This window comes from Methylobacterium sp. NPDC097929 (assembly GCF_049543375.1).
GTDB lineage: Bacteria > Pseudomonadota > Alphaproteobacteria > Rhizobiales > Beijerinckiaceae > Methylobacterium.
Genome location: NZ_JBMVEP010000004.1, coordinates 221,352 through 245,164, shown reverse-complemented (window position 1 = coordinate 245,164; position 23,813 = coordinate 221,352). Strand labels below are relative to the sequence as shown.

Below are 23,813 nucleotides of genomic sequence, written 5' to 3'. Positions count from 1 at the left end.
ACGCGTCCCAACCGTCGCGGACCGCCGAGGCACGCCCCCGCGCGGCTCTCGCTCGGCCGTTTGCGGCCCGCACGGGGCCGCGACGGTCCGGCCGGACAATTTGTTGCATTGCAACAGGATCCGGCTCTGACCAGATGCATCGGGTCCGCGTTCGACGAGGGAGGCAGCGCGGGCGGTTGCATTCAGGAACAAGCGGAAGCGTTCGCGTGTCGATGCCCCCTTCGGTCTCCCCTCCGTCCTCTCCCATCCCCTCGGCGCCGCGGGCGGTGAGTTGCCGCCGGCTCTGGCCGAGCGACGGGCCGGCCGTGAGGGCCTTCTTCCTGCGACTCGATGCCGAGACCCGCGCGCGCCGCTTCCGATCGGCGGTGAGCGACCGGATGGCGGAATCCTATGCCGAGCGCGCCATGGTCGCGCGCGGCACGATGTTCGGCGTCTACGTCGATGGCAGCCTGCGGGCGCTGGGCGAATTGCGTCCCCTCGGCGCGAGGGCGAGCGGGACGCAGCGGAGCGCCGAGGTCGCCCTCGTGGTCGAGCGGGGTTTTCGCCGGGCAGGGTTCGGATCTCTGCTGCTGCGGCGCCTGGGCGAGGCGGCCCGCAACCGCGGCATCGCCGCGCTCCGGCTTCACTGCCTTCCCCACAACGCGCCGATGCGGCGGCTCGCGGCGCGCCTCGGGGCGGAGCTGCGCGTGGAAGCCGGCGAGAGCGAGGGGGCGATCCGCCTCGCACGGGCGACGCCGCTCTCGCTCTGGCGGGAGGGGATCGAGGACTGCCTCGATTTCGGCCTCGCGGCGGCGGCCTGTTCCCCGCCGCCGTTTCAGCGGGCAGCCTGACGCGCCGGCCCGCTCAGGCCGCCTCGTCCGGCCACGCCACGATCCGGTCGATCAGCTCCTCGTCGGAGAACTCTTCCTCGTTGCCGGCGACCCGCCCGCGCACCGAGATCCCCGCCTCGTGGACGCTGGCCCGGCGCCCGGTCTTCAGCGGGTGCCAGTCGGGCAGGTCGCGGCCCTCGCGCACGAGGCGGTAGGCGCAGGTGGGCGGCAACCAGGGGATCGTGCGCACCGCCTCCGGCGTCAGGCGCACGCAGTCCGGCACCCGCTTGGCGCGGTTGCGGTAGTCGCGGCAGCGGCAGGCATGGGTGTCGAGCAGGGTGCAGCCGACATCGGTGTGGTGGATCGCGCCGGTGTCGTCGTCCTCGAGCTTCAGCAGGCAGCAGCGCCCGCAGCCGTCGCACAGGCTCTCCCACTCGGTCGGGGTCATCGCCTCCAGGCTCTTGGCACGCCAGAACGGCCGTGGGCTGCGATCGGCCGTGTCGTCGGCCATGTCGGGCGCCTCGCTCTCTTCGATTCCACCGGGGAGGGTCCGGCCGGCGACGGGCGCGCGGCGGATCGTGCCGTTTCGGGACGGGCCGCCCCTCCTGACGCATGACGATTCCGGAGGCAAGCGCGGCCATCCGCCATCCACGCGCCCAGATCGTTCGGCAATCCTGTCGCCTTAAGGTTAACCTGACATCGGGCCGGCTCTGCCGGGACGGCGGCCCGCTCCTCGCGTTCCTTAACGGAAGCGAAAGCTCGCGGGCCGGCGCGTGTCCTGATACAGAACGTATCGGGACGCCGCGTCAGGATCCCGGCCCCAAGCCGACCCGGACGACGTGAAGAGAAACCGGAAAACGCCGTGCGCCTGCCCAGCCTCAAGTCGCTGACGACACGGATCAGCCGCGCGGCGCTGGCTTTCGACGCCTGGGTGAACGCGACCCTCTACGAGGGCGGCCACTCCACCACGGAGGCCTATGAGCGCTTCCAAGCACGGATGCAGGTGTTCTCCGTCCGCGGTTGGAAGCGCGTCGCGCTCGATCTCACCAGCGAGGGCGTCACCCTCGGCACCGCCGGGGCGATGGTGCTGCTGTTCCTGGCCCAGCCCGCCTTCAACCTCACCAGCGACAACTGGCTCAAGGCCCAGGATCTGGCCGTCACCTTCCTCGACCGCTACGGCACCGAGGTCGGGCGGCGCGGCATCAAGCACGACGACTCGCTCAAGTTCGACGACTTTCCCGAACTGATGATCAAGGCGCTGCTCTCGACCGAGGACCGGCGCTTCTACGAGCACTGGGGCATCGACCCGATCGGCACCGCCCGCGCCCTGGTCTCGAACTCGTCGGGCAAGGGCAACATGCAGGGCGGCTCGACCATCACCCAGCAGCTCGCCAAGAACCTGTTCCTGACGAACGAGCGCTCGCTGGAGCGCAAGGTCAACGAGGCGTTCCTGGCCTTCTGGCTCGAGACCCATCTCACCAAGAACCAGATCCTCAAGCTCTATCTCGACCGCGCCTACATGGGCGGCGGCACCTTCGGCGCGGTGGCGGCGGCGGACTATTACTTCGGCAAGCGGCTGCAGGACATCACGCTGGCGGAAGCCGCGATGCTGGCGGGCCTGTTCAAGGCGCCGACCAAGTACTCGCCCAACGTCAACCTGCCCGCCGCCCGCGGCCGGGCCGTGGACGTGCTGCACAACATGGTCGAGGCGGGCTTCGTCACGGAAGGCCAGATCCAGACGGCCCTGCGCAACCCGGCCACACCGGTCACCCGCACCAAGGACATCACCGCCGACTACTACCTCGACTGGGCCTTCGGCGAGGTGAAGCGGATGGCCGACGCGGGCAAGCTGCGCAGCGACCGCGTGCTCACCGTCAAGACGCCGCTCGACCTCTCGATCCAGAGATCGGCCGATCAGGCGGTCGAGAACATGCTGCGGCGCCTGGGAGACCAGTACGACGTGGACGAGGCGGGCGTGGTCATCCTCGATCCCGATGGGGCGCTGCGCGCCATGGTCGGCGGCGCCGATTACGGCGAGAGCCAGTTCAACCGCGCCACCGACGCCCTGCGCCAGCCGGGCTCGTCGTTCAAGCCCTACGTCTACGCCGCAGCACTTGCCTCGGGCCTCTACAAGCCGGATACGGCGGTGGTGGATTCGCCGGTCTGCGTCGGCAACTGGTGCCCGCAGAATTACGGCCGCTCCTATTCCGGCCGCCAGCCGCTCTGGCTCGCGGTGGCCAAATCGGTCAACACGATCCCGATCAAGATCACCACCGCCATCGGCAAGGGGCTGGGGATCACCCACGAGTGGAACGCGGCCAAGGCGGGTCGGGCCAAGGTGATCCAACTCGCCAAGGCCATGGGCGTGACGACGCCGCTGACCGACACGCCGTCGCTGCCCATCGGCGCCACCGAGGTGACGGTGATGGATCAGGCGGCGGGCTTTGCCGTGTTCGCCAACGGCGGAAAGGTCGCCAAGCCCTACGCCGCCACCGAGGTGCGCAATTCCAGCGGCGAGGTGATCTACCGCCACGCCGACGAGAAGCCGGTGCAGGTGCTCTCGTCCCAGGTGACCGCGGACATGAACTACATGCTGAACAAGGTCGTCGAGGAGGGCACCGCGCGCAAAGCCCAGATCGAGGGCGTGAAGGTCGCGGGCAAGACCGGCACCACCAACGGCTACCGCGACGCGTGGTTCGTCGGCTACACCGGCAATTATGTCGGCGCCGTCTGGTACGGCAACGACGACCACAGCCCGACCAACAAGATGACCGGCGGTTCGCTCCCCGCGATGACGTGGCACGAGATCATGGCGCCCGCCCACCAGGGCATCGAGCTGAAGCCGATGCCCGGCCTCAACGAGCGCAACCGCGGTGCGCAGGTCGTCCAGGCCCAGGCCGACAACGCGGCGGCGAGCACGGCGGGCAAGCTCTCGCGCCGCTCCTTCGAGGTGCTGTCGAGCCTCAACGGCCTGTTCCGCACGGTCGAGTCGAGCCGCTCGGCCGCCAAGATCGAGCCCGGCAAAACCGAGCCCGGCAAGAACGAACCCGGCAAGCCGGAGCCCGCCCGCTCCGGCGCGCTCAGCCCGGACAGGATGCGGGCTCCCGGCATCGCCCCCGTCGACGTCGCCGAGGGCGCGCGCGCCTCCGGCGGCTTCGGGACGCCCTGAGGCAGCGTCCATGGCGTCCTCGAGCGAGATCGGCCCGGCGGCCGGCACGTCCCCGCGCGGCCCGTCCACGGGGGGACGGAACGGTGCGGCGCGGCTGCGGCGCTTCGCCCAGGGGGCCGCGCGGCGCACCTCGCGGGTAGGGTTGTTCGTCTACGCGCTGAGCCTGGGCGGCCTGCTCGGTCTGGCCACCGCCGACTATGCCACCAGCGGCGGCTATCCCTTCGGCGGCACGGGCATCGGAAGCTGGACCGCCTGGCCGCGGGCCGGCTCGCTCGATTCCGACCCCTATGCCCGCGCCGTCAACGCCCGGCGCGGCGATGTCCCGCTCGCGGTCGGCGAGGGCATGCTGCTGACGGCGGCCAGCGACGATACCGGCCGGACGCTCGATGCCCGCTGCACCTATCGGCTCGCTGGGGTCACGCCGCCGGCGCGTGCCTGGACGCTGACCGTCACCGGCCGCGGCCGGCCGGAGCCGGGGCAGGAACCCGTGCGGACGGGCTACACCTCGACCGAGATCCTGCGCGAGACGGACGGGCGCTTCGCCATCAGCCTCAGTCCCGAGGTCCAGCCGGGCAACTGGCTGCCGATGCCGCGCCCGCGCGGGCCGGTGCGGCTGGCGCTGCGCCTCTACGACACGCCGGTGGCGGCGAGCGTCGGCTCGCTGGACCGGGACAGCCTGCCCGCGATCGAGCGCGTGGAGTGCCGCTCGTGAGCCGCAGCGCCTTCCTTCTCGCCACCGCCTGCGGCCTCGTCATCGCGGGGGCCGTCCACATCGCCACGGTGCTGGCGATCCCGCGATTCGCGGAAGGGGACGCCTTCACCCGGGCGCGGGCGAGCGAGACGCTCGACCACCCCCTGCGCATCCACGGGCTCGCGCCCGGCGAGGCCGCCGCGGGCGGCGATTGGCTGCCCAATCCCGACCCGTCGGTCTCGGTCGGCGTCTGCTCCTACGATCTCGACGACGGCCCGATGCGCGTCTCGGCCCAGACCGGATCGCTGATGCTCTCGGTCTCCATGCATACCCAGCGGGGCGCCTTCTACGCGGTGACCGATCAGGCGGCGGTGCGCGGCGGCCTCGATCTCGTGGTGATGACCCGCGCCCAGTTCGACGAGGCGCTCGCCAACGACGTGGCCGGCGAGGTCACCCGCGACGTGCGCATCATCGCTCCCGCCCGCCGGGGATTCGCCGTGGTCCGCGTGATCGCCGCGTTGCCGAGCGAGCGCGCCATGGCGGATGCGGCCGTGCAGGCGGTCTCCTGCACCATCGACAGCCCGGCGGAGCCGACCGGCGAGGGCGACGGCAAGAGCTGACCACGGCAAGAGCTGACCGAAGCATCGTATGGACCCGGGAGGCCGGGCGCCGCATCATGGCGGGAGCCCCGCTCGACCCGGCGTCCCGAGATCGTCCCGACCGTCCATGGAATTCACCGAACTCTGGCTCGCGGCGGGCATCGTCCTGATCTCGCTGGTGCTGTCCGCCTTCTTCGCCGGGGCCGAGACCGCCTTTACCGCCGCCTCGCGGGCGCGGATGCTCTCCCTGGAGACCGGCGGCAGCCGCCGGGCGGCGATCGTCAACCGCATCCTCGGCGACCGGGAGCGCTTCATCGGCGCCATGCTGATCGGCTACAACGTCGTGGCCATCGGCGCCTCCGCCTTCACCGCGGCCGTGCTCACCAGCCTGTTCGGCCGGGAGGGCGTGCTCTACGCCACCCTCGCGACCTCGGTGCTCGTCATCGTCTTCGCGCAGGTGCTGCCCAAGACCCTGTCCATCAACAATCCCGACCGGATCGCCCTGGCCTCCGCCCGGCCCGTCGCCTTCGCCGTCGGACTGCTGGGGCGCCCGGCGCTCGCGGTGGAGGCGCTGGTGCGCGCCGTGCTGCGCCCGCTCGGGCTGTCGATCGATGCGGGCCGCTCGATCCTGACGCCCCGGGAGGAGATCCGCGGCCAGGTCGCCCTGCTGCACCGGGAGGGCGGGGTCGAGAAATCCGACCGCGACATGCTGGGCGGCCTGCTCGATCTCAACGAGCTCACGGTCTCGGCGGTGATGGTCCACCGCACCAAGATGCGCACCATCGACGCGCGCCTGCCCTCGGAGGAGATCGTGCGCGAGGTGCTGGCCTCGCCCTATACCCGCATGCCGCTCTGGCGCGACGGCCAGGAGAACATCGTCGGCGTGCTCCACGCCAAGGATCTCCTGCGCGCGCTCGCCGCCGCCGGGGGCGATGCCGGTTCGCTCCAGGTCGAATCCCTGGCGCTCGAGACGTGGTTCGTGCCCGGCACCACGACCCTGCGCGACCAGCTCAAGGCCTTCCTGGCGCGCAAGACCCACTTCGCCCTCGTCGTCGACGAGTACGGCGAGGTGATGGGCCTCGTGACCCTGGAGGACATCCTGGAGGAGATCGTCGGCGACATCGCCGACGAGCACGACGTCACCGTCTCCGGCGTGCGCCCGCAGGCCGACGGCTCGGTCCACGCGGACGGGAGCGTGCCGATCCGCGATCTCAACCGAGCGATGGACTGGAGCCTGCCCGACGCCGAGGCGACGACGGTGGCCGGCCTCGTCATCCACGAGGCCCGGGCCATCCCCGATGCGGGTACGGCCTTCAACTTCCACGGCTTCCGCTTCCAGGTGCTGCGCAAGGCCAAGAACCGGATCACGACGCTGCGCATCACGCCGCTGGCACCACCCCCCGCCGCGCGGCACGAGGACGCGTAAGCGCACCGTCCCGGGGGGGGCGGCCGTCACGTGCGGTCGATGGCCGGGGCGGCCGCATCGCCGCATGCGGGTGGGCGCCCATCGCTGCGCGAGGCGCCAAGCGAAAAAAATTAACGCTCTTCATGCGGATGAAGGCGAAAGCCATGCGCGTGGTTCGATTGTACGCGCCACGATTTTTCTTTACGGTCCGCGTCTTAGGTCCGCCGCAAGGTTTCCGCCGCGCGGCCGCCGCCGATCGTGACGCCTGTCACGCGAAGGCGGGGAGCCGCACGGACCGGTTGCTTTGCCGAGCAGGGTCTTCTTCGAGAGGGTGCAGTGGGCGCGCGGGCGTCCGAACGATTCGTGAAGGCGGCTTGCCGCCTCCTGTCCGAAGGGCCCGGGTTCGTGCGCCGGGCCGCAAACGCCAGTGCGCCGTGTGCGCACCGAGGAAGAGTGCCATGAGTCGACCGGGCCGCGATGACCCGCAATCCCTGGACAACCAGCTCTGCTTTGCCGTCTACGCTGCGGCGCATGCCTTCGGCCGCGCCTATCGCAGCCTGCTGGCCCATCACGAGCTGACCTACCCGCAATATCTCGTGCTGCTTGTGCTCTGGGAAGAGGAGGGCCTTTCGGTCAAGGAGATCGGAAGCCGGCTCTTTCTCGATTCGGGGACCCTCACGCCGCTGCTCAAGCGTCTGGAGGCGTCGGGCCATGTCCGCCGCGCCCGCGACCGGCCGGACGAGCGGCAGGTCAGCATCTTCCTCACCGACAAGGGGCGCGGGCTCAGGGGCAAGATGGATTGCCTGCCGCTGACGGTGGGCGGCATGACCGGGATGACCCTGGAGGAGCGGCGCGGGCTGCTCGAGAATCTCGCCTCGATGCGCGACGAGTTGCATGCCCGCGCGGGCAGCGTCGGAGTGCCGGTCGACCCGCCCTGCTGACGGCGCCTCGTTCCAAAGTAAGGCCCCGAGACGAGAAAAGCCGCCCCGAGGGGCGGCTTTCATTTTTTTGACGGACGGACGCGATGCCTCAGGACTTGGTCTTGAGGTAGGCGATGATGTCGTTGACCTTCTTCTCGTCCTTGATGCCGGGGAAGACCATCTTGGTGCCGGGCACCTTCTTCTTCGGGTCGATGAGCCACTCCTTGAGGTTGGCCTCGTCCCAGGTGATGCCGGACTTCTTCAGCGCGTCGGAGAAGGCGTAGCCGTCGGCACCCTCGCCGGCCTTCATGCCGACCACACCCTTCAGGGTCGGGCCGACGCCGTTCTTCTCGAAATTGTGACAGGCCTTGCAGGGCGCGAAGGCCTTCTCGCCGGCGGCGGCATCGCCCTCGGCGTGGGCGGCGACAGGCAGCAGCAGCGCGAACGCGGCGCCGAGGATGAGGTGACGCATGTTGTTTTCCTCCTTGGGTCGGCCGTAGCCGCCTTGCTTATGGCAAAGCTTTTTGCCTTAGAACAGATATAGACTTCGCCCGCCCGGCGTCCAGTCGAGGTTGCTCCGACCAAGACGCTGCGGCTCCCGTCGGTGGCTGCATGGCTCGGTGGGAACGACCGTGCGTCCCCGAGCGCTTTCGGCTAGAGTCGCGGCTTGCATCGTCCGTCCGAGCCTGCGGCGCGGCGGCTGAAGCGGGGCTGAAGGCTCTGCTTGCACGGCCGGGACGGCGCCGCCCTGTACGGGCGACAAGGTTGCGAAGCCGCCCCCAAGGCGGCGCCTCTGGAGGAGATGCCGGCCATGTCGATAGCCTTCCCCGCCCCGAATGCCGGCGTCGTCGCCCGCCGCGAGGCGATCATCGAGGGGCTGTCCGCGCTGGTGGCGCCGGAGGCGCTGGTGACGACGGAGGACGAGCGCCGCGCCTTCGAGACCGATGGGCTGACGGCCTACCGCAAGATGCCGCTCGCCGTGGTGCTGCCCTCCACGACGCAGGAGGTCTCGGCGGTGATGGCCTTCTGCCACGCCAACGGCGTGCCGGTGGTGGCGCGCGGCGCGGGCACCTCGCTCGCCGGCGGCGCCATCGCCCAGGAGGATGCGATCATCCTCGGAGTGGGCAAGATGACGCGCATCCTCGATCTCGATTTTTCCAACCGCACGGCCCGGATCGAGGCCGGCATCACCAATCTCGCGATCTCGGGCGCGGTGGCCCACGAGGGCTTCTTCTACGCTCCCGACCCGTCGAGCCAGCTCGCCTGCACCATCGCCGGCAACATCGCCATGAATTCGGGCGGGGCGCACTGCCTGAAATACGGCGTGACGACGAACAACCTCATGGGCGTCACGCTCGTGACCAACGACGGCACCGTGGTCGAACTCGGCGGCGAGCACCTCGATGCGCCCGGCTACGATCTGCTCGGGCTGATCTGCGGCTCGGAAGGGCAGCTCGGCATCGTCACCGAGGCCACCGTGCGCATTCTTCGCGCGGCCGAGGGCGCGCGGCCGGCGCTCGTCGGCTTCTCCTCGGTGGAGGATGCCGGCGCCTGCACCGCGGCGATCATCGCGGCGGGCATCATCCCGGTCGCCATCGAGTACATGGACCGCGAGGCGATCCTCATCACCGACGACTTCGCCAAGGCCGGCTATCCGCGCGACGCGGCGGCGATGCTCATCATCGAGGTCGAGGGTTCGGACGAGGAATGCGCGGACATGCTGGCCCGCATCGAAGCCATCGCCGCGCGCTTCAACCCGACCAGCATCCGCGTCTCGAAGTCCGAGGCCGAATCCGCCGCGATCTGGAAGGGCCGCAAATCCGCCTTCGGCGCCACGGGGCGCATCTCCGACTACATCTGCATGGACGGCACGATCCCGACGGGCCAGCTCGGCCACGTGCTGGAGCGCATCGAGGCGATCTGCGCCGAGCAGGGGCTTCGCGTCGCCAACGTGTTCCATGCCGGCGACGGCAACCTCCACCCGCTGATCCTGTTCGACATCAACACGCCCGGCGAGCTGCAGAAGGCGGAGGCGGCGGGCGACGCGATCCTCAAGCTCTGCGTCGAGGTCGGCGGTTGTCTCACGGGCGAGCACGGCGTCGGCATCGAGAAGCGCGAGCTGATGCGCTTCCAGTACGCGCAGGAGGATCTGGAGCAGCAGATGCGCGTGCGCAACGTGTTCGACCCCGCCTGGCTGATGAACCCGGCCAAGGTGTTTCCCCTCGAAGGCCGAGTCGCCGCGTAAGACCGATGCCGCGCTACTTCTTCCACACGCAGATCGGCGACGACATCCTCACCGATGAGGAGGGCGCGGAGCTGCGCGACCCCGACCATGCGTGGCGGGTGGCGCAGGCGACCATCCGCGCGAGCCTGGAGGAGGAGGGCAGCGATCCGCGCCTGATCCGCGCGATCCTCGTCGTCACCGATGCGGCGGGCGAAGTGGTGCTGGAATTTCCCTTCGTCGAGACCGTCACCGGGACCGGGCCGGAGGCGGGGACGCTGCACTGAGGCGTGACCCGTCCTATCCTTCCCGCCCGAGCCGTTCGCAGCGGAAGGCGCCGTAGCCGCTGCGGGCCAGCCGCTCCGCGAGGGCGGGCAGGAACAGCTCCGCTTCCGCCGACAGGGTCCAGGGTGGGTTGACGACGACGAGGCCTGTCCCGGACAGGCGCGTCGGGTCGTCCGGCCGCTCGATCATCAGGTCGAGGCGCAGGGCCGGGCGCTCCAGCCCCGCATCGAGCGCGGCGGCCATGCGATCGACCGCCGACAGGTCCTTGATCGGATACCAGCCGAGATAGATCCCGGTCGGCCACTTCCGGGCGGCCCTGAGCAGGCTCTGGCCCAGCCGGTCGATCTCGCCGCGCTCCTCGTAGGGCGGGTCGATCAGCACGAGGCCGCGGCGCTCCGGCGGCGGGATCAGGGCGTTGAGCGCGGTCCAGCCGTCGAGATGCAGCACCTTGGTGCGGGAATCGCTGGCGTAGCGATGCGCAAGCGTCTCCGCGTCGACCGGATGGAGTTCCACGAACACGCCCTTGTCCCCGGCGCGCAGATGCTCGCGGATGATCGCGGGCGAGCCGGGATAGGTCGTGGCGCCGTGCCGCGCTCGCACCGCCTCCACCGCCGCCCGGTAGGGCGCGAGCAGCGCCTCGACCTCGGCCGCGAAGGGCGCGTCGAGCCGGCCGAAGCCGTCGTGCCACTCGCCCGTGCGCCCGGCTTCGTCCGCTTGGAGATCGTAGACCCCGAGGCCCGCATGGGTGTCGATGGCGCGGAACGGCTTGTCCTTGGCGCAGAGATGCACGAGCACGCGGGTCAGCACGACGTGCTTGAGCACGTCCGCGAAATTGCCGGCGTGGAAGGCGTGGCGGTAGTTCATACCGTTTCCGTTCGGTCGCTGCGTCGCGCTTCCGCACGCCGCCGTCGCGAGCGTCAGCGAAGCGATCCTGAAGCGCGACTGTCCCGGAGATGGCGGCGCGCTGGATTGCTTCGGCTTCGCCTCGCAATGACGGGGAGAAGACCGGAGCCAGCGGTCGGTTGTCGTCTTAGGGGGGCAAGTCCGGATCTGGAAGGGGGCGCGGCTTCGAGCCGGCAAGGGCCGGCGCCGTCATCGTCGACCGGTCGCAAGACAGCCCGTCTTGCTCGGCCGTATCAGACGCACCCTTTCCCGATTGCGATCGGCATCACCGTGACGAGAACGCGAGATGGTTGGCGCCTCGCCATCCACCTCGCGCTGATCTGATCAGGATCGTCTGACAAAAGCCCGGCGGGCTGCCACCTGCCGGACTCTACCCACACCATCATGTCGTTCGGCGGAAATCCACGATGCATGGACGTCCGGCTTCACAAAATTCGCTGCCGAATTGGCGCTATCGGAGCGTCAGCGCCCCGCCTCGATCGAGACCTCGCCCGCGCGGCAGTTCTGGCGCGCCACCTCGGGGCAGGGGGTGAAGCCGCGCAGGTCCTTGGAGAAGCAGATCCGCACCTCCTGCAACTGTCCGCGGCGGCAGGTCACCGACATCATGTCCGGGCGCAAGCCCTTGTTGGCCGCCACGAACTGCCGGGCGATGTCGATGGGGGCGGCCCGCAGGCTCGCTTCCGGCTTGGCGAAGGCTTCTGGGATCGTCACCGCCTCACGGGCGGTCTTCACGGCCTTGAAATAGGCGAGCGGATCGAGGCCGGAGCAGGTGCCGTGGGTGCGCCACTCGTGCCGGGCCAGACCCTCGCTCGGCATGATCTCGCCCGCCGCCTCGACCGCGTTGCGGGTGAGGGGGCGTTCCACCGTGGAGCAGTTCGAGGGGAAGCCGCGCTCGTATTGCGGCCAAAGTCCGTGCACCACGAAGCCGAGGCCGCGGCCCGGCGCGCACTGGCCGTTGCGGTCGCGGCGCGCGCCCTCGCCGTCGCAATAGGTCGGCGACCAGGACAGGGCCAAGACGTAGAAGTCGAAGGCGCCGGGCTCGCCGCCGCGTCGAAAGCCGCCGAAATCCTGCGCGCCCGCCCCGGTGGCGAGCGTCAGGCCGAGGGCCAGGGCGGCGAAGCGGCGAGGGATCATCGGGCGGTCTCGGGCAAGCACGGCCGCGACGATGCCGAGCCGGACATACAAGTCAAGCGTGCATCCCCCGCCGGCCCGGTCTTTTCCGCACCCGGATCAGGGCCGCGCCATCCGGCAGGCGGTGGCGTAGGCGTAGGCGAGGTTGCGGTCGAGCCCGTGCACGCAGAACTCGACGCCCCAGGTCGAGCCGATGATGCCGAGGCTCTCGCGCACGGAGTAATCGACCTTGCGGCGCACCCCGTCCGAGGTGGTGGCGAGAGCCGAGCAGTAGCGGCGCGGGATGAAGTCGACGCCGTAGGGCCGCCAAGCGGTGCGCTCGATCTTGTCGTAGGCGACGATCGTCAGCGACGAGTTCCAGAACTTCGCCTCCTTCTCGGCGAACTGGGTCGAGACCTTCTCGAGCACGTCCGCGTCCTGGCAGCCGGGGATGTCGGCATCGTAGGGGAAGGTCTGCTCCTCGGCGGGCGAGATCTCCTCGCGGCCCGAGCGGGCGAAGGCGGGAAGCACGGAGGAGGCCGCGACGAGGCCGAGAGCCAGGACGGCGAGAGGAAGGTTCGGGCGCATGCCGCTCAGATCCGCCTGTTGAGGGTGCCCCGCATCGAAAACCCCTTGCCAGAGAAGGAGCACGGCGGGCACCGGATGGGCGAGAGACGATGCTCCGCGCTCGTTCCAAGTCAAGCTTGGACCGGGCATGGGCGCCGCTTTTCGGCAGGGTTGGGGTGTGCCGGGCACACCTCAGGATGGATCAGTAGATCGGCTCGTCCGGGGCGTGGTCGGCGGCATGGGGCGCGGCCAGCGACAGCGGCGCGTAGGCCGCGTCGTGGGCCGGGACCGGACCGCGCGGGCGGCTCGGGGGCGGGGCGGCGGCGTAGGCCGTGGGAGCCGCCGGCGAGCGGGCGACCCGCGTCCCGGTCGTGCGGGAGGAGGTCGGGGCGACGCCGTAGGGATCGTCCTCCTCCACGTCGATCGGGGCCTGCGACGGCAGGGTCTGGCGCGTGGGCGGACGGGGCGAGGCCAGCGGCCGGGCCGAGCCGTCGGCGGCGGCCAGCTGCGACTCGAACTTCAGGAGCGGCTTGCAGACGCGCCGCAGGCCGCGCGGGTCGTGCATCGCCAGATCCACGTGGATGTGGTCGTAGTGATAGATGTTGGAGCCCGGCGCCAGCACCGTCGAGAAGCGGGCGCAGGCCCCGACGAACACCTCGCGCAGGAAGGCCTGCTCCGCCTCCGTGCCGCGCCAGCCGCCCTTCACGGTGATGACGTGCCCGTCGGCCAGGGTGAAGGACATGATGTCCAGCGCGTTGCCGAACGAATGCTCCGAGAGCTTGGCGCCCACTTGGTTGTTGCGGCCGCGGCAGGAATAGGAGCCCGCGTTGATCTCGGCCACCGGAACGCCGAAATAGAGGTTGGCGGCGGGCTGGATCGTGTCGGCGAGCCACGCCTCGGCCTCGGCGAGCGCCGGGCAGGCCAGCGTCATGCGCTGCTTGAGCGCGACGCTGCCGCCGCCGAGCTTCGTCACCCGGAAGGGCTGCTGCATGCCGCAGGGGCCGGGGCCGTCGATCTCCTTGGCGAGGGAGACGTAGGCCGTCGGCTGCACGAGCTTGCGGGCGATGCACATCTGCTCGGCTTGGTCGCGCCAAGCCTCCCGGCGCTCGAACCGGTTGATCGCACAGCCCGTGAGCCCCGCGCCGAACAGCACCAGGGCCGAGAACGCTAACGCTTTACGCCACATGGCCCGACGATGCGCAGCGTTGCGTAAACGCGCCGCTAACGATGCGCCGCGGTGCCGGTCCCGGTCCGGCAAGCTGTGGAACGGTGTTGACAGATCCGGCGGCTTGCGACGACTCGGGGTGCATGATTTCGCTCCTCGACACGCGCGCCCGCGTCGCTGACGGCACTCTCACGGCGGCGGGGGCGGTCCGCGCCGCCCGCGAACGCATCGCCGAGCGCGATCCCGCGCTCCGGGCCATCCTGCGCAGCGCGCCGCCCGAGACGGCGGTACCGGAGAGCGGGCCGCTCGCCGGTATCGCGGTCGGGGTGAAGGACATCATCGACACCGCCGACATGGCGACCGAGTTCGGCTCGGGCATCTATGCCGGCTGGCGGCCGAGGGCCGATGCGGCCATCGTCTCGCGGCTGCGGGCGCTCGGCGCGGTGCCGCTCGCCAAGACCGCGACCACGGCGTTCGCCGGCCTCGACCCCGCGGCGACGGTGAACCCGCACGATCCCGGCCATACGCCGGGCGGCTCCTCCTCCGGCTCGGCCGCCGCCGTGGCCGCCGGGCTCTTGCCGCTCGCGCTCGGCACGCAGACCGGCGGCTCGGTGATCCGCCCGGCGGCCTTCTGCGGCGTCGCGGCGATCAAGCCCTCGTTTCGGCTCCTGCCGACGGTGGGGGTGAAGACCTTCTCCTGGGCGCTCGATACGCTCGGCCTGTTCGGGGCCTCGGTGGCCGACATCACCCGGGCGCTGGCGCTGATCGCCGACCGGCCGGAGACCGAGGCGCGCGAGCCCGACCGCCCGCGCCTCGCCCTCTGCCTCCAGGATTTCGCGGCTGCGCCGGATGCGGATGCGCTGGCGGCCCTGACCGTCGCGGCGCGGGCCGCGGAGCGCGCGGGCGCGCGCCTGCGCGATCTCGTCCTGCCGGAGCCCTTCGCCCGGGCCTGGGCCGCGCATCCGACCGTGCAGGATGTCGAGGCGCGCCAGGCGCTCGCCTGGGAATATACCGGGCATCGGGAGGCGCTGCCGCCGGTGCTGCGCGGACAGCTCGACCGTGCGCAGGCGCTGAGCGCGGCGGATTACGATGCCGCCCGACGGGATGCGCACCGGGCGCGCCGCCTCCTCAAGGAGATGTTTTCGGAGTTCGATGCGATCCTGACGCTGTCGAGCGTGGGCCGCGCCCCGCGGGGCTTGAGCTCGACGGGGGATGCCCGCTTCAACCGGCTCTGGACCCTGATGGGCGTGCCCTGCGTCAACGTCCCGGTGCCCGGCGACGGCCTGCCGCTCGGCGTGCAGGTGATCGCCCGCTTCGGCGATGACGGGCGCGCGCTGGCCGTCGCGCGGATGATCGAGGGCGCGCTGGGGCGCGGGTAAGGCCGGCCGTCCCACGGTCCGGCTCGGCTTTCCGCGCCGCGCTGCGAAGGGGCCGGCATCAGGGATGGTCGGTCGCGCGCTCGCTGCCGCGCCGGTCCGTCAGCGGCAGGTCGATGGAGCAGTGCAGGGCATGCTCGCCCAGCGCGTAATGCGTGCGCGCGTCGAGGGCGTAGGGCAGCGCCTTCTCGATCAGTTCGCGCCCGTAGCCGTACCGGGCGGGGGGAGCCGTCGCGGACGGCCCCTCGATTCCCTCCTCGGTCCATTGCAGGGCGAGCCGCGTCCGGCCGTCCTCGTCATAGGTCCGCCACGTCACCTGCAGGCGCCCCGAGGGCACGGCGAGGGCGCCGTACTTGCGGGCGTTGGTGGCGAGTTCGTGCAGGGCGAGCGCGAAGGTCTGCACCGTCGCCTTGCGCAGGCGCACGGAGGGACCTTCGAGCAGGATGCGCTCGGCCGCCTCCCAGGCGCCCAGGGCGTCGAGTTCCGCGGTGATGACGGTGTCGAGCAGGACCGGCTCGACGTTCGAGCGCGAGAGCAGCCCCTGCACCCGCGAGAGCACGGCGAGCCGGTCGTAGAAGCGCCTGCGGAACACGTCGAGCGAGGCGCTGCTGGCCATGGTCTGCTCGGCGATGGAGCGCACCACGGTGATCAGGTTGCGGGTGCGATGCTGCAGCTCGGCCACCATCACGTCCTGCTGCTCCTGGAGGCGGCGCAGGTCGTCGATGTCGGTGGAGGTGCCGAGCCATTCCGAGTTTTCGCTCTCCCGGAGAAGCGGCAGCGCCCGCGACTGGAACCAGCGGTAGCGATCCTCCGCGTCCGACCGGATGCGGAAATTCAGGGTCAGCCCGCTGGCGGCCTCGGCTTCGGTCCAGGCCGTCCGCACCCGCTCGCGGTCGTCGGGATGGAGCGCGTCGAGCCAGCCGAAGCCCAGGGGCTCCGCCTCGCTCTGGCCGGTGTAGCGGCACCATTGCGGGCTGGCCCAGGTCCAGCCGCCGCCCATCGCCGAACGCCAGACCAATTGGGGAATGCCCTCGATCAGGGCGCGCTGCCGGGCCTCGCTCGCGCGCAGCTCCGTCTCGGCCTGCGCCCGCTCCGCCGCCTCCCAGGTCCGCGCGGCCACCTCCTCGACCAGTTTCGTCTCTGAGCGTGTCCACGCGTGGGGCTCGCGACGGATGGCGTAGAGCACGGCGCGCAGCCGGTCCTCGCGCACCAGCGGGACCGCGAGGAGGCTGCGGATCGCCGACTCGCTCCAGATGGTGAAGGTCGAAACGCTCGCGACATCCTCCGCGAGGACCGTCTCTCCATTCCGGAGCCGTTCGTGAATCCCCTCGCCGAACACCCTGATCGGCAATGGCCCGAGCCGTGTCCTGGCCTGCGCGGGATAGCCGACCTGCCTCTCGACCCTCTCGCCGTCGTCGCTGACGCGCGCGTAGCCGAGCCGGCTGACGCCGAGATGGTGCCCCAGCGCCTCGGCGACGGTTTGGAGCGCCGCCTGTGGATCAGTCAGCCTCTGCAGCCGGTCGGCGAGGTCGAGCAGGAAGGCTTGGCGTGACTCCTCCGCCCGCAGGTTTTCCGAGGCGACGTGCTGGTCGTGGATGTCGGTGGCGGCGCCGTACCAGCGCAGGATTCCGCCCTCCGCGTCGCGCGCGGGCGCGTGGCGAACGAGGAACCAGCGATAGACGCCGTCCCGGCGGCGAATCCGGTGCTGCCGCTCCAGGCCATGGCCGGTCGCGTAGGCGTCGGCGAAGATGCGGGCGGTCTCCTGCGCGTCGTCGGGGTGGATCACGGCAAGCCAGCCGCCGTTCTGCACTTCGGCGAGGGTCTGCCCGGTATATTCCGTCCACCGCCGGTTCACGAGGGCGGTCCGCCCCTGCGGATCGGCGTCCCAGAGCAGGCTCGGCACCAGTTCGGTCAGGGTGCGGAAGCGCTCCTCGCTCTCGCGCAGGGTGTCGGCGGTCCGTTTCCTCAGGAGGGCCTGGAGGATCGCCGGAGCGAGCGCCTCGGCGGCCTCCAGATCCTCGGGCCGGTAGCCGCCCGCACGGTTGCCGAGGCCGATCATGCCGATGGTCCGGCCATCCCGCCTCAGCGGCACGCCGAGGAAGGCCTTGAGCGGCGGGTGACCCGGCGGCGTGCCGATCCGGTCGGGATGCGTCTGCGGCTCGTTGAAGATGAGACCCTTCCCGTCGCGCAGCACCCGCCCGTAGAGGCCGTGGATCGGAAGGCCCGTCGGCGCCTTCCCCGCCGGGAAGACCGAGCCGTCCATGGCGAAGTGCTGCCAGCCCCGGTCGCTGATGGAGAGTTCGTCGAACCGGTCCGCCTCGACGTTGATCTCGCCCATGAAGCTGAAGGCGCTGCCCGTCACCTCCTCGGCGATGGCGAGGCAGGCGCGGCCGAGTTCCTCCTCCGTGGAGGCGCCGAGCGCTTCGCGGAAGATGCGGTTGATCCCTTCCAGCACCGCGTTCTTGTGGCGGATGTCCGCCTCGGCCCGGCCGCGCTCCACCGCGGCCCAGATGCGTTCGGCGACGTCGCGCAACAGCTCGACCTCGTCGCCCGTCCACTCTCGCGGACGGGACTGGGTGACGCAGAGCGCTCCGACGAGCTGGCCGTCCTTGACGAGCGGCGCGCCCATGCAGGCGGCGATCCGCAGCGCGGCCAGGGCCGGACGGTCGGCCGGCGGCACGGCCGGCGAGGTCTGCGTGTCGGCCACGACGTGGCACTCGTCCCGGCGCAGGATCGCGACGGACCACGCGAAATCCGCGATCCGGTGCTCGCCGGCCAGGGAGGGGGCGTCGCCGCGGACGTAGTCGCGGGCGACCCGGGCCAGACCGAGGGTCTCGTCGACCGCGACGTAGTAGGCCCGCTCCACGTCCAGCCGCCCGGCGAGAAGCCGGCAGGCCTCGCCCTGGATGGCGGCCGGATCGGTCAGCCGACGCACGGCGTCGCTCATCGCCAGGAGAAAGGCCTGCCGCTCCTCACGCTCCCGCAGGGCCGCCTCGGCCGTCTTGCGCTGGGTCACGTCGTCGTAGAGGACGAGCAGACGGTCGCCCGCCTGCGGGTAGACCGAAACTTCGTACCAGCGGCCCTGGGGCGTCTCCGTGTGCTCCAGCCGCCTCGGCACGCCCGTCGCGACGATGTGCTCGTAGGTCTCGAACCACCAAGGGTCGATCTCCGGCACGAAATCCCGCCCGCGCCGCCCGCGGGCCAGAGCCGCCGGCGGGCCGACCAGCCGCTCGAAGGCGGGGTTCACCTCGATGTAGCGCCAATCGACCGCCCGGCCCGTCGTGTCGCGCACCAGTTCGAGTTCGCAGAAGCCCTGGCCCATGGTCTGGAACAGGGTGCTGTACTTCTCCTCGCTGACCCGCAGCGCCGCCTCGGCCCGGGATTCCCGCGCTTGAGGTTCCTGCGCCGGAGGTTCCGCGCCGGTCGCGCGCGTATCCGTGACGATGGCGAGCAGGCCCGCCACCGTTCCGTCGGCCCGGCGCAGGGGCGTGAGCGAGAGCGCGACGCGCGCGCCCGCATCGCCGGCCGGCCCGCCGCCGAGCGCGAGGTCCGCGGCGGGGACGGCCTCGCCGCATCGGACGCGTTCGACGAGGGCGGCGAGCGCCTCGCTCCCGGACACGCCCCCGAGGGCGGCGAAGGGCTGCCCGAGCGGGTCCGTCCCCCCGTCGAGGAGAGCGGCGAAGGCGTCGTTGCACAGGAGGGTCGAGGCTTCGCCCCAGCCGAGGGCGGCGGGCAGGGCCATGTCGAGCACGAGCCGCGCGGCCGAGCGCAGCGCCTCGGGCCAGTCGGCGATGGGGCCGATCGGCGTCGCGGACCAGTCATGCGCGCGGACCCGCGCCTCCATCGCGCCCTCGCCCGATCGCCACGCAGTCGGGTTCGTCCGCTCGCCCATCCCACGTCCCGCGCTGGCTCGACGGGGCTGAACCTAAGCGATGGTTGGGCCGGGTTGTAAAGCCGGTCGGCGCCATCGCGCCGGCCGGCCTTTTCACAGGGAGTGCCGGAGGCCTCAGGCCCCGCGCAGGCTCGACAGATCGAGCGGCAGCGAGCGCAGGCGCTGGCCGGTGGCGGCGAAGACCGCGTTGGCGATGGCCGGGGCCAGCACCGGAACGCCGGGTTCGCCGATGCCGGTGGGCGCAACCTCGGAGGGGGTGATGTGCACCTCGACCCGCGGCATCTCGGTCAGCCGCGTCGGCTGGTAGCTGTCGAAGTTCGTCTCCTGCACCACGCCGTCCTTCAGGGTGATGCGGTTGCGCAGCACCGCCGAGAGGGCGAAGCCCACCGCGCCCTCGACCTGAGCCCGCACCACGTCCGGGTTCACGGCGATGCCGACATCGACCGCCGCGACGATCCGGTTGACCCGCACGCTCGAATCGCCCGCCGTCACGTCGGCCACCATGGCGACGTAGGAGCCGAAGGATTCGTGGACGGCCACGCCCAGGCCGCGACCCTTCTCGGACGGCTTCTGGCTCCAGCCGGCCCGCTCGGCGGCCAGACGCAGGACGCCCGACAGGCGCGGCGCGCGGGTCAGCAGCGACAGGCGGTAAGCCACCGGGTCGGCGTTGGCAGCATGCGCCAGCTCGTCGATGAACACCTCCATGACATGGGCGGTGTGGGTGTGGCCGACCGAGCGCCACCACAGCACCGGCACGCCCTCGCGGGCGTTGTGCACCTCGAAGCGATAGGCGGGCAGGGCGTAGGGCGTGTCGGAGGCGCCCTCCACGGTGGTGGAATCGATGCCGTTCTTGACGAGCATCGCCTCGAAGGGCGAGCCGATCATGATCGATTTGCCGACCATGGCGTGGCGCCAGCCGGTGACCTGCCCCTTGGCGTCGATCCCGGCCTTGACCGTGTGGTAGACCTGCGGGCGATAGTAGCCGCCGGCCATGTCGTCCTCGCGGGTCCAGACGAGGTGGACCGGGGCCTTGCCGTCCCAGGCCTTCACGATCGCGGCCGCCTCGGCGAAGTAGTCCGCGCCCGGCGTCGCCCGCCGGCCGAAGGAGCCGCCGGCCCATTGCGTGTGCAGCCGAACCTTGTCGGTCGTGACGCCCAGCGTCGCGGCCAGCACCGCCTGCTCGACGGTCTGGATCTGGCAGCCGGCATAGACGTCGTAGCTGCCGTCCGCCGCCCGCTCGATCGTGGCGTTCAGGGGCTCCATGGCGGCGTGCGCGAGGTAGGGGAAGGAGAACTCCGCCTCCAGCACCTTGGCCGAGTTCTTGATGGCGCCATCGGCGTCGCCCGCCTGCGAGGCGACGAGGCCGCCCGTCTTGGCCATCTCGCGGTACTCGGCCAGGATCGCGTCGGAGGAGCGGGTCTCGGCCGCGGAATCGTCCCAGGTGACCTTGAGGGCTTCGCGGGCCTTCATCGCGCTCCAGGTGTCGCGGGCGATCACCGCCACGCCCGTCGGGATCGTGACGACGGCGACCACGCCGGGCATGCCCTGCGCGGCCTCCGCATCGACCGCCTTCACCGTCGCGCCGAAGCGCGGCGGGTGGGCGACCAGCGCCGTGACCTGGCCGGGGCGGCGGATGTCGAGGGAGTAGATCGCGCTGCCGTCGGTCTTGGCCACCGAATCGATCCGCGGCACCCGTCCGCCGATCAGGGTCCATTCGGCCGGGGTCTTGAGGCGCGGCTCCTGCGGCACCGGCCGGGCGGCCGCAGCCTCCGCGAACGCGCCGAACCGGCCCTGCTTGCCGGATGTGTGGCTGATCACGCCCTTCGAGACGCTGACCTCGCCCGCGGGCACGCCCCAGCTCTCGGCCGCGGCGGCCACCAGCATGGCGCGGGCGGCGGCCCCCGCCTTGCGCAGCTGGAACCAGGAATTGGCGATCGCCGTCGAGCCGCCGGTGCCCTGCACGGGGCCCATCAGCAGGTTGGCGTAGAGTTTCGCGTCGGCCGGCGCGAAGGCGACCCGCATCTGACCCCAATCGGCGTCGAGCTCGTCGGCGACGATGGTGGTGAGCCCCGTCGTGTTGCCCTGGCCCATGTCGAGATGCTTGATCATCACCGTCACGGTGTCGTCGGCACCGATCCGCACGAAGGCGTTGGGCTGGGCCGGCGCCTTGGACAGCGCGTCGTTGCCGCCCGCGGCGCGGGCGCCCCGCAGGTCGAGGCGGAAGGCGAGCAGCACGGCGCCCGCCGCCGCGCCGCCGAGGAAGGCGCGCCGCGAGGGAACGGGCGCATCATTCCGTTTTGACGCGCTTTCTCGCGCCGAACCGGTGGCCACTTCGGCGGAAAGCGCTTCGGTCACATCGAGCTTGAGCATGCCGGGCTCCAAATCGTGAAAGGCTGCGGGGCGGCTCAGGCGAGCGTGCGGGCGGCTTCGTGGATGGCGGCGCGGATGCGCTGATAGGTTCCGCAGCGGCAGACATTGCCGTCCATGGCGCCGTCGATGTCGGCGTCGGTGGGCTTGGGGTTGTCGCTGAGCAGGCCGATGGCCGACATGATCTGGCCGGACTGGCAGTAGCCGCACTGCACGACATCGAGGCCGCGCCAGGCCGCCTTCACCGCGTCGGCCACCTTGCCCTGCACGCCCTCGATCGTGGTGATCTTGGCCTCGCCGACATCGCCGATGCGGGTCTGGCAGGAGCGCACGGGCTGGCCGTCCATGTGCACGGTGCAGGCGCCGCACTGGGCGATGCCGCAGCCGTACTTGGTGCCGGTCATGTCGAGCCGGTCGCGGATCACCCACAGCAGCGGCATGTCGGGATCGGCGTCGACCTCCCGGGCCACGCCGTTCAGGTTGAGGGTCAGCATGGCGGTCGGCTCCGGGATTTGGAATCGTTCCGATTCTGATCCCTCGCGTCCGCCTCCGATGTGCGCGGGCGCACCTGCATTAAGAACACGTCCGCCGCGGCCGGGATCGGCGCAATTCGCCCGATCGGCGAAGCCGCTTCTTAACGGTTCCCGGGGCACCCTGAGGGCTCCCCGACCTGCCCCGGGCGCCGCACCTCACGACCGGGCTTCCCTCGCGTTCCGATCCCGATTGATGCCCGACCTCACAGCGGAGATGGTTCAGCGCGGGCGCGGTCCCTCCTCGCAGGAGGTGGCCAAGCGTCGCGGCATCGCGCGCGACATGCGCTCGGCCCGGGAGCGGCTGACCTCGACAAGCGGCCTGGAGCGGGCCTTCGACACCGAATTGCTGCGTCTCTACGCCCAGTACCGGGTGGGAGCCGGCATCCCGCTGCTGCTGCTGGCGCTGGTGGTGGCCGGCGCCTCGACGATCTGGGTGCCCGCCGTCACGGCCGCGGCCGCCTCGGCCGGGGCGCTCGCCGCCGCCGCGATCATGATGCTGCTGTGCCGCCGCTTCCTGCGGCAGGCGCCGGGCAGTCTGCCGCTGGCCCGTTGGCGGCGGATCTTCATCGCCGCGGAGTTCGGTCAGAGCCTCGCCTGGGCGATGCTGCTGCTGGTCGGCATCCCGGAGGCGCGCACCTTCGCCCTGTTCGGGCTCGTGATCGTCGCGGCGGTGACGACGATGCTGGCCGCGACCGTGCCGGTCGCCGCGCTCTCCGGGCTGCTCCCGCTGATGCTGGCGGCGCTCTCGCTGCTGCTGTCCTCGCGCGACATGGACACGATGCTGCTCGTGGCGATGACGGTGGCGAGCCAGATCTTCTTCGCGGGGTTGGCGCGCCGGCTCTACGCCTCGGCCGTCGGCACGCTGCAATCGCGGGCGGAGAAGGACGCGATCTTCGCCGAACTCGAACAGGCCAAGGCCAATTCCGACGAGGCCCGGCGGCGTGCGGAAGAAGCGAATCTCGCCAAGTCCCGCTTCCTCGCCACCATGAGCCACGAGCTGCGCACGCCCCTGAACGCCATCCTCGGCTTCTCGGAGGTGATGAAGAACGAGGTGTTCGGCGCCCACACCGCCCCGGCCTACCGGGAATACGCCACCGACATCCACGACAGCGGGATGCACCTGCTGAATCTCATCAACGAGATCCTCGACCTCTCGCGCATCGAGGCGGGGCGCTACGACCTGAGCGAGGAGGCGGTGCAGCTCGCCCACGCGGTCGAGGAGTGCCGCCACATGATGACCCTGCGCGCCCGCAGCAAGGGTCAGACCTTCGCGAGCCTCATCGACGATTCCCTTCCGCGCCTGTGGGCGGACGAGCGGGCCCTGCGCCAGATCGTGCTCAACCTGCTCTCGAACGCAGTGAAGTTCACGCCGCCGGGCGGCGAGATCACGATCAAGGTCGGCTGGACCTCCTCGGGCGGGCAATATGTCAGCGTCAAGGATTCCGGCCCCGGCATCCCCGAGGACGAACTCGGCACCGTGATGTCCTCGTTCGGGCGCGGCTCGCTCGCCATCAAGACCGCCGAGCAGGGCTCCGGCCTCGGCCTGCCGATCGTGAAGGGGCTGGTCGATCTGCACGGCGGCGGCTTCCAGCTCAAGTCGAAGCCGCGCGAGGGCACGGAGGTGATCATCACCTTCCCCGCGAGCCGCGGCATGGACACGCTGCCCGCCGTCGATCTGGCCGCCGCGCCGGCTCCGGCCGAGACGGCGCCGCCCCGGCGCGCCCGGGCGGCGTGATCCGCGCGCCCGATTGACGGGGAGATCGCTCCTCGCCCAAGGGGAGGGTCCGCGCGGCGCAAGACG

At 71.1% G+C, this 23,813-nt stretch carries 19 protein-coding genes; 10 read left to right on the top strand and 9 right to left on the bottom strand.

Annotated elements, in window-relative coordinates; all coding sequences use genetic code 11:
- The first annotated feature begins 212 nt into the window (after window positions 1-212).
- The gene (locus ACPCJR_RS13635; protein WP_391512700.1) at window positions 213-830 is read left to right on the top strand and encodes a GNAT family N-acetyltransferase; all 618 of its coding nucleotides are present in this window, start codon (window positions 213-215) and stop codon (window positions 828-830) included.
- Between the two features lie 13 nt (window positions 831-843).
- Here ACPCJR_RS13635 and ACPCJR_RS13630 read toward each other — a convergent pair whose 3' ends face one another.
- Window positions 844-1,320, bottom strand: a complete 477-nt coding sequence (locus ACPCJR_RS13630; protein WP_391512578.1) for a YcgN family cysteine cluster protein — start codon at window positions 1,318-1,320, stop codon at window positions 844-846.
- Between the two features lie 351 nt (window positions 1,321-1,671).
- Between ACPCJR_RS13630 and ACPCJR_RS13625 the strand changes: the two genes are divergently transcribed.
- The 5 genes from ACPCJR_RS13625 (at window position 1,672) to ACPCJR_RS13605 (ending at window position 7,614) form a co-directional block, all read left to right on the top strand.
- Complete coding sequence (locus ACPCJR_RS13625) at window positions 1,672-3,978, top strand: transglycosylase domain-containing protein (RefSeq protein WP_391512577.1); 2,307 nt, start codon at window positions 1,672-1,674, stop codon at window positions 3,976-3,978.
- 10 nt (window positions 3,979-3,988) lie between these two features.
- A complete protein-coding gene (locus ACPCJR_RS13620; RefSeq protein ID WP_391512576.1) occupies window positions 3,989-4,690 on the top strand; it encodes a DUF1214 domain-containing protein in 702 nt (233 codons plus the stop codon).
- The gene (locus tag ACPCJR_RS13615) at window positions 4,687-5,289 is read left to right on the top strand and encodes a DUF1254 domain-containing protein (protein ID WP_391512575.1); all 603 of its coding nucleotides are present in this window, start codon (window positions 4,687-4,689) and stop codon (window positions 5,287-5,289) included. Before ACPCJR_RS13620 ends, ACPCJR_RS13615 begins: the two co-directional genes overlap by 4 nt.
- A gap of 106 nt (window positions 5,290-5,395) precedes the next feature.
- Entirely contained in the window at window positions 5,396-6,694 is a 1,299-nt protein-coding gene (locus ACPCJR_RS13610) for an HlyC/CorC family transporter (RefSeq protein WP_110350922.1), read from the top strand.
- Window positions 6,695-7,131: 437 nt separating this feature from the next.
- Window positions 7,132-7,614, top strand: a complete 483-nt coding sequence (locus tag ACPCJR_RS13605) for a MarR family winged helix-turn-helix transcriptional regulator (RefSeq protein ID WP_391512574.1) — start codon at window positions 7,132-7,134, stop codon at window positions 7,612-7,614.
- Window positions 7,615-7,702: 88 nt separating this feature from the next.
- On the opposite strand, the gene ACPCJR_RS13600 is transcribed toward ACPCJR_RS13605, so the two are convergent.
- Entirely contained in the window at window positions 7,703-8,065 is a 363-nt protein-coding gene (locus ACPCJR_RS13600; RefSeq protein WP_110350920.1) for a c-type cytochrome, read from the bottom strand.
- A gap of 339 nt (window positions 8,066-8,404) precedes the next feature.
- Here ACPCJR_RS13600 and ACPCJR_RS13595 point away from each other — a divergent pair, with 339 nt between their 5' ends.
- Both ACPCJR_RS13595 and ACPCJR_RS13590 read left to right on the top strand, forming a co-directional pair.
- The gene (locus ACPCJR_RS13595; protein WP_391512573.1) at window positions 8,405-9,838 is read left to right on the top strand and encodes an FAD-linked oxidase C-terminal domain-containing protein; all 1,434 of its coding nucleotides are present in this window, start codon (window positions 8,405-8,407) and stop codon (window positions 9,836-9,838) included.
- Window positions 9,839-9,843: 5 nt separating this feature from the next.
- Entirely contained in the window at window positions 9,844-10,101 is a 258-nt protein-coding gene (locus tag ACPCJR_RS13590) for a DUF6894 family protein (protein ID WP_391512572.1), read from the top strand.
- 13 nt (window positions 10,102-10,114) lie between these two features.
- Here the strand turns inward: ACPCJR_RS13590 and ACPCJR_RS13585 are convergent, their stop codons facing one another.
- The 4 genes from ACPCJR_RS13585 to ACPCJR_RS13570 form a co-directional block, all read right to left on the bottom strand.
- Window positions 10,115-10,963: a 23S rRNA (adenine(2030)-N(6))-methyltransferase RlmJ gene (locus ACPCJR_RS13585; RefSeq protein ID WP_391512571.1), complete on the bottom strand. Its 849-nt coding sequence runs from the start codon at window positions 10,961-10,963 to the stop codon at window positions 10,115-10,117.
- Between the two features lie 501 nt (window positions 10,964-11,464).
- The gene (locus ACPCJR_RS13580; protein ID WP_391512570.1) at window positions 11,465-12,136 is read right to left on the bottom strand and encodes a ribonuclease T2 family protein; all 672 of its coding nucleotides are present in this window, start codon (window positions 12,134-12,136) and stop codon (window positions 11,465-11,467) included.
- Window positions 12,137-12,232: 96 nt separating this feature from the next.
- The gene (locus ACPCJR_RS13575; RefSeq protein WP_391512569.1) at window positions 12,233-12,700 is read right to left on the bottom strand and encodes a hypothetical protein; all 468 of its coding nucleotides are present in this window, start codon (window positions 12,698-12,700) and stop codon (window positions 12,233-12,235) included.
- Window positions 12,701-12,881: 181 nt separating this feature from the next.
- Window positions 12,882-13,865, bottom strand: coding sequence for an extensin family protein (locus ACPCJR_RS13570; protein WP_391512568.1), 984 nt, complete (start codon window positions 13,863-13,865; stop codon window positions 12,882-12,884).
- 122 nt (window positions 13,866-13,987) lie between these two features.
- Here ACPCJR_RS13570 and ACPCJR_RS13565 point away from each other — a divergent pair, with 122 nt between their 5' ends.
- Entirely contained in the window at window positions 13,988-15,223 is a 1,236-nt protein-coding gene (locus ACPCJR_RS13565; RefSeq protein ID WP_391512567.1) for an amidase family protein, read from the top strand.
- A 58-nt stretch (window positions 15,224-15,281) separates the two neighbouring features.
- Here the strand turns inward: ACPCJR_RS13565 and ACPCJR_RS13560 are convergent, their stop codons facing one another.
- The 3 genes from ACPCJR_RS13560 to ACPCJR_RS13550 all read right to left on the bottom strand — a co-directional run bounded on the left by ACPCJR_RS13560 (window position 15,282) and on the right by ACPCJR_RS13550 (window position 21,973).
- The gene (locus ACPCJR_RS13560; protein WP_391512566.1) at window positions 15,282-19,112 is read right to left on the bottom strand and encodes a GAF domain-containing protein; all 3,831 of its coding nucleotides are present in this window, start codon (window positions 19,110-19,112) and stop codon (window positions 15,282-15,284) included.
- Between the two features lie 114 nt (window positions 19,113-19,226).
- Window positions 19,227-21,482 (bottom strand): xanthine dehydrogenase family protein molybdopterin-binding subunit, encoded by a 2,256-nt coding sequence (locus ACPCJR_RS13555; protein ID WP_391512565.1) that lies wholly within the window; start codon window positions 21,480-21,482, stop codon window positions 19,227-19,229.
- A gap of 35 nt (window positions 21,483-21,517) precedes the next feature.
- Complete coding sequence (locus tag ACPCJR_RS13550; RefSeq protein WP_391512564.1) at window positions 21,518-21,973, bottom strand: (2Fe-2S)-binding protein; 456 nt, start codon at window positions 21,971-21,973, stop codon at window positions 21,518-21,520.
- Between the two features lie 232 nt (window positions 21,974-22,205).
- On the opposite strand from ACPCJR_RS13550, the gene ACPCJR_RS13545 reads away from it, so the two are divergent.
- Window positions 22,206-23,747: a sensor histidine kinase gene (locus tag ACPCJR_RS13545; RefSeq protein ID WP_391512563.1), complete on the top strand. Its 1,542-nt coding sequence runs from the start codon at window positions 22,206-22,208 to the stop codon at window positions 23,745-23,747.
- Window positions 23,748-23,813: the final 66 nt, after the last annotated feature.

Coding starts and splice junctions, on each gene's coding strand:
- ACPCJR_RS13570 (WP_391512568.1), bottom strand. CDS start 13,865: ATGTGGCGTAAAGCGTTAGCGTTCTCGGCCCTGGTGCTGTTCGGCGCG.
- ACPCJR_RS13565 (WP_391512567.1), top strand. CDS start 13,988: ATGATTTCGCTCCTCGACACGCGCGCCCGCGTCGCTGACGGCACTCTC.
- ACPCJR_RS13595 (WP_391512573.1), top strand. CDS start 8,405: ATGTCGATAGCCTTCCCCGCCCCGAATGCCGGCGTCGTCGCCCGCCGC.
- ACPCJR_RS13620 (WP_391512576.1), top strand. CDS start 3,989: ATGGCGTCCTCGAGCGAGATCGGCCCGGCGGCCGGCACGTCCCCGCGC.
- ACPCJR_RS13610 (WP_110350922.1), top strand. CDS start 5,396: ATGGAATTCACCGAACTCTGGCTCGCGGCGGGCATCGTCCTGATCTCG.
- ACPCJR_RS13635 (WP_391512700.1), top strand. CDS start 213: ATGCCCCCTTCGGTCTCCCCTCCGTCCTCTCCCATCCCCTCGGCGCCG.
- ACPCJR_RS13600 (WP_110350920.1), bottom strand. CDS start 8,065: ATGCGTCACCTCATCCTCGGCGCCGCGTTCGCGCTGCTGCTGCCTGTC.
- ACPCJR_RS13590 (WP_391512572.1), top strand. CDS start 9,844: ATGCCGCGCTACTTCTTCCACACGCAGATCGGCGACGACATCCTCACC.
- ACPCJR_RS13545 (WP_391512563.1), top strand. CDS start 22,206: ATGCCCGACCTCACAGCGGAGATGGTTCAGCGCGGGCGCGGTCCCTCC.
- ACPCJR_RS13550 (WP_391512564.1), bottom strand. CDS start 21,973: ATGCTGACCCTCAACCTGAACGGCGTGGCCCGGGAGGTCGACGCCGAT.
- ACPCJR_RS13630 (WP_391512578.1), bottom strand. CDS start 1,320: ATGGCCGACGACACGGCCGATCGCAGCCCACGGCCGTTCTGGCGTGCC.
- ACPCJR_RS13605 (WP_391512574.1), top strand. CDS start 7,132: ATGAGTCGACCGGGCCGCGATGACCCGCAATCCCTGGACAACCAGCTC.
- ACPCJR_RS13555 (WP_391512565.1), bottom strand. CDS start 21,482: ATGCTCAAGCTCGATGTGACCGAAGCGCTTTCCGCCGAAGTGGCCACC.
- ACPCJR_RS13580 (WP_391512570.1), bottom strand. CDS start 12,136: ATGATCCCTCGCCGCTTCGCCGCCCTGGCCCTCGGCCTGACGCTCGCC.
- ACPCJR_RS13560 (WP_391512566.1), bottom strand. CDS start 19,112: ATGGGCGAGCGGACGAACCCGACTGCGTGGCGATCGGGCGAGGGCGCG.
- ACPCJR_RS13575 (WP_391512569.1), bottom strand. CDS start 12,700: ATGCGCCCGAACCTTCCTCTCGCCGTCCTGGCTCTCGGCCTCGTCGCG.
- ACPCJR_RS13585 (WP_391512571.1), bottom strand. CDS start 10,963: ATGAACTACCGCCACGCCTTCCACGCCGGCAATTTCGCGGACGTGCTC.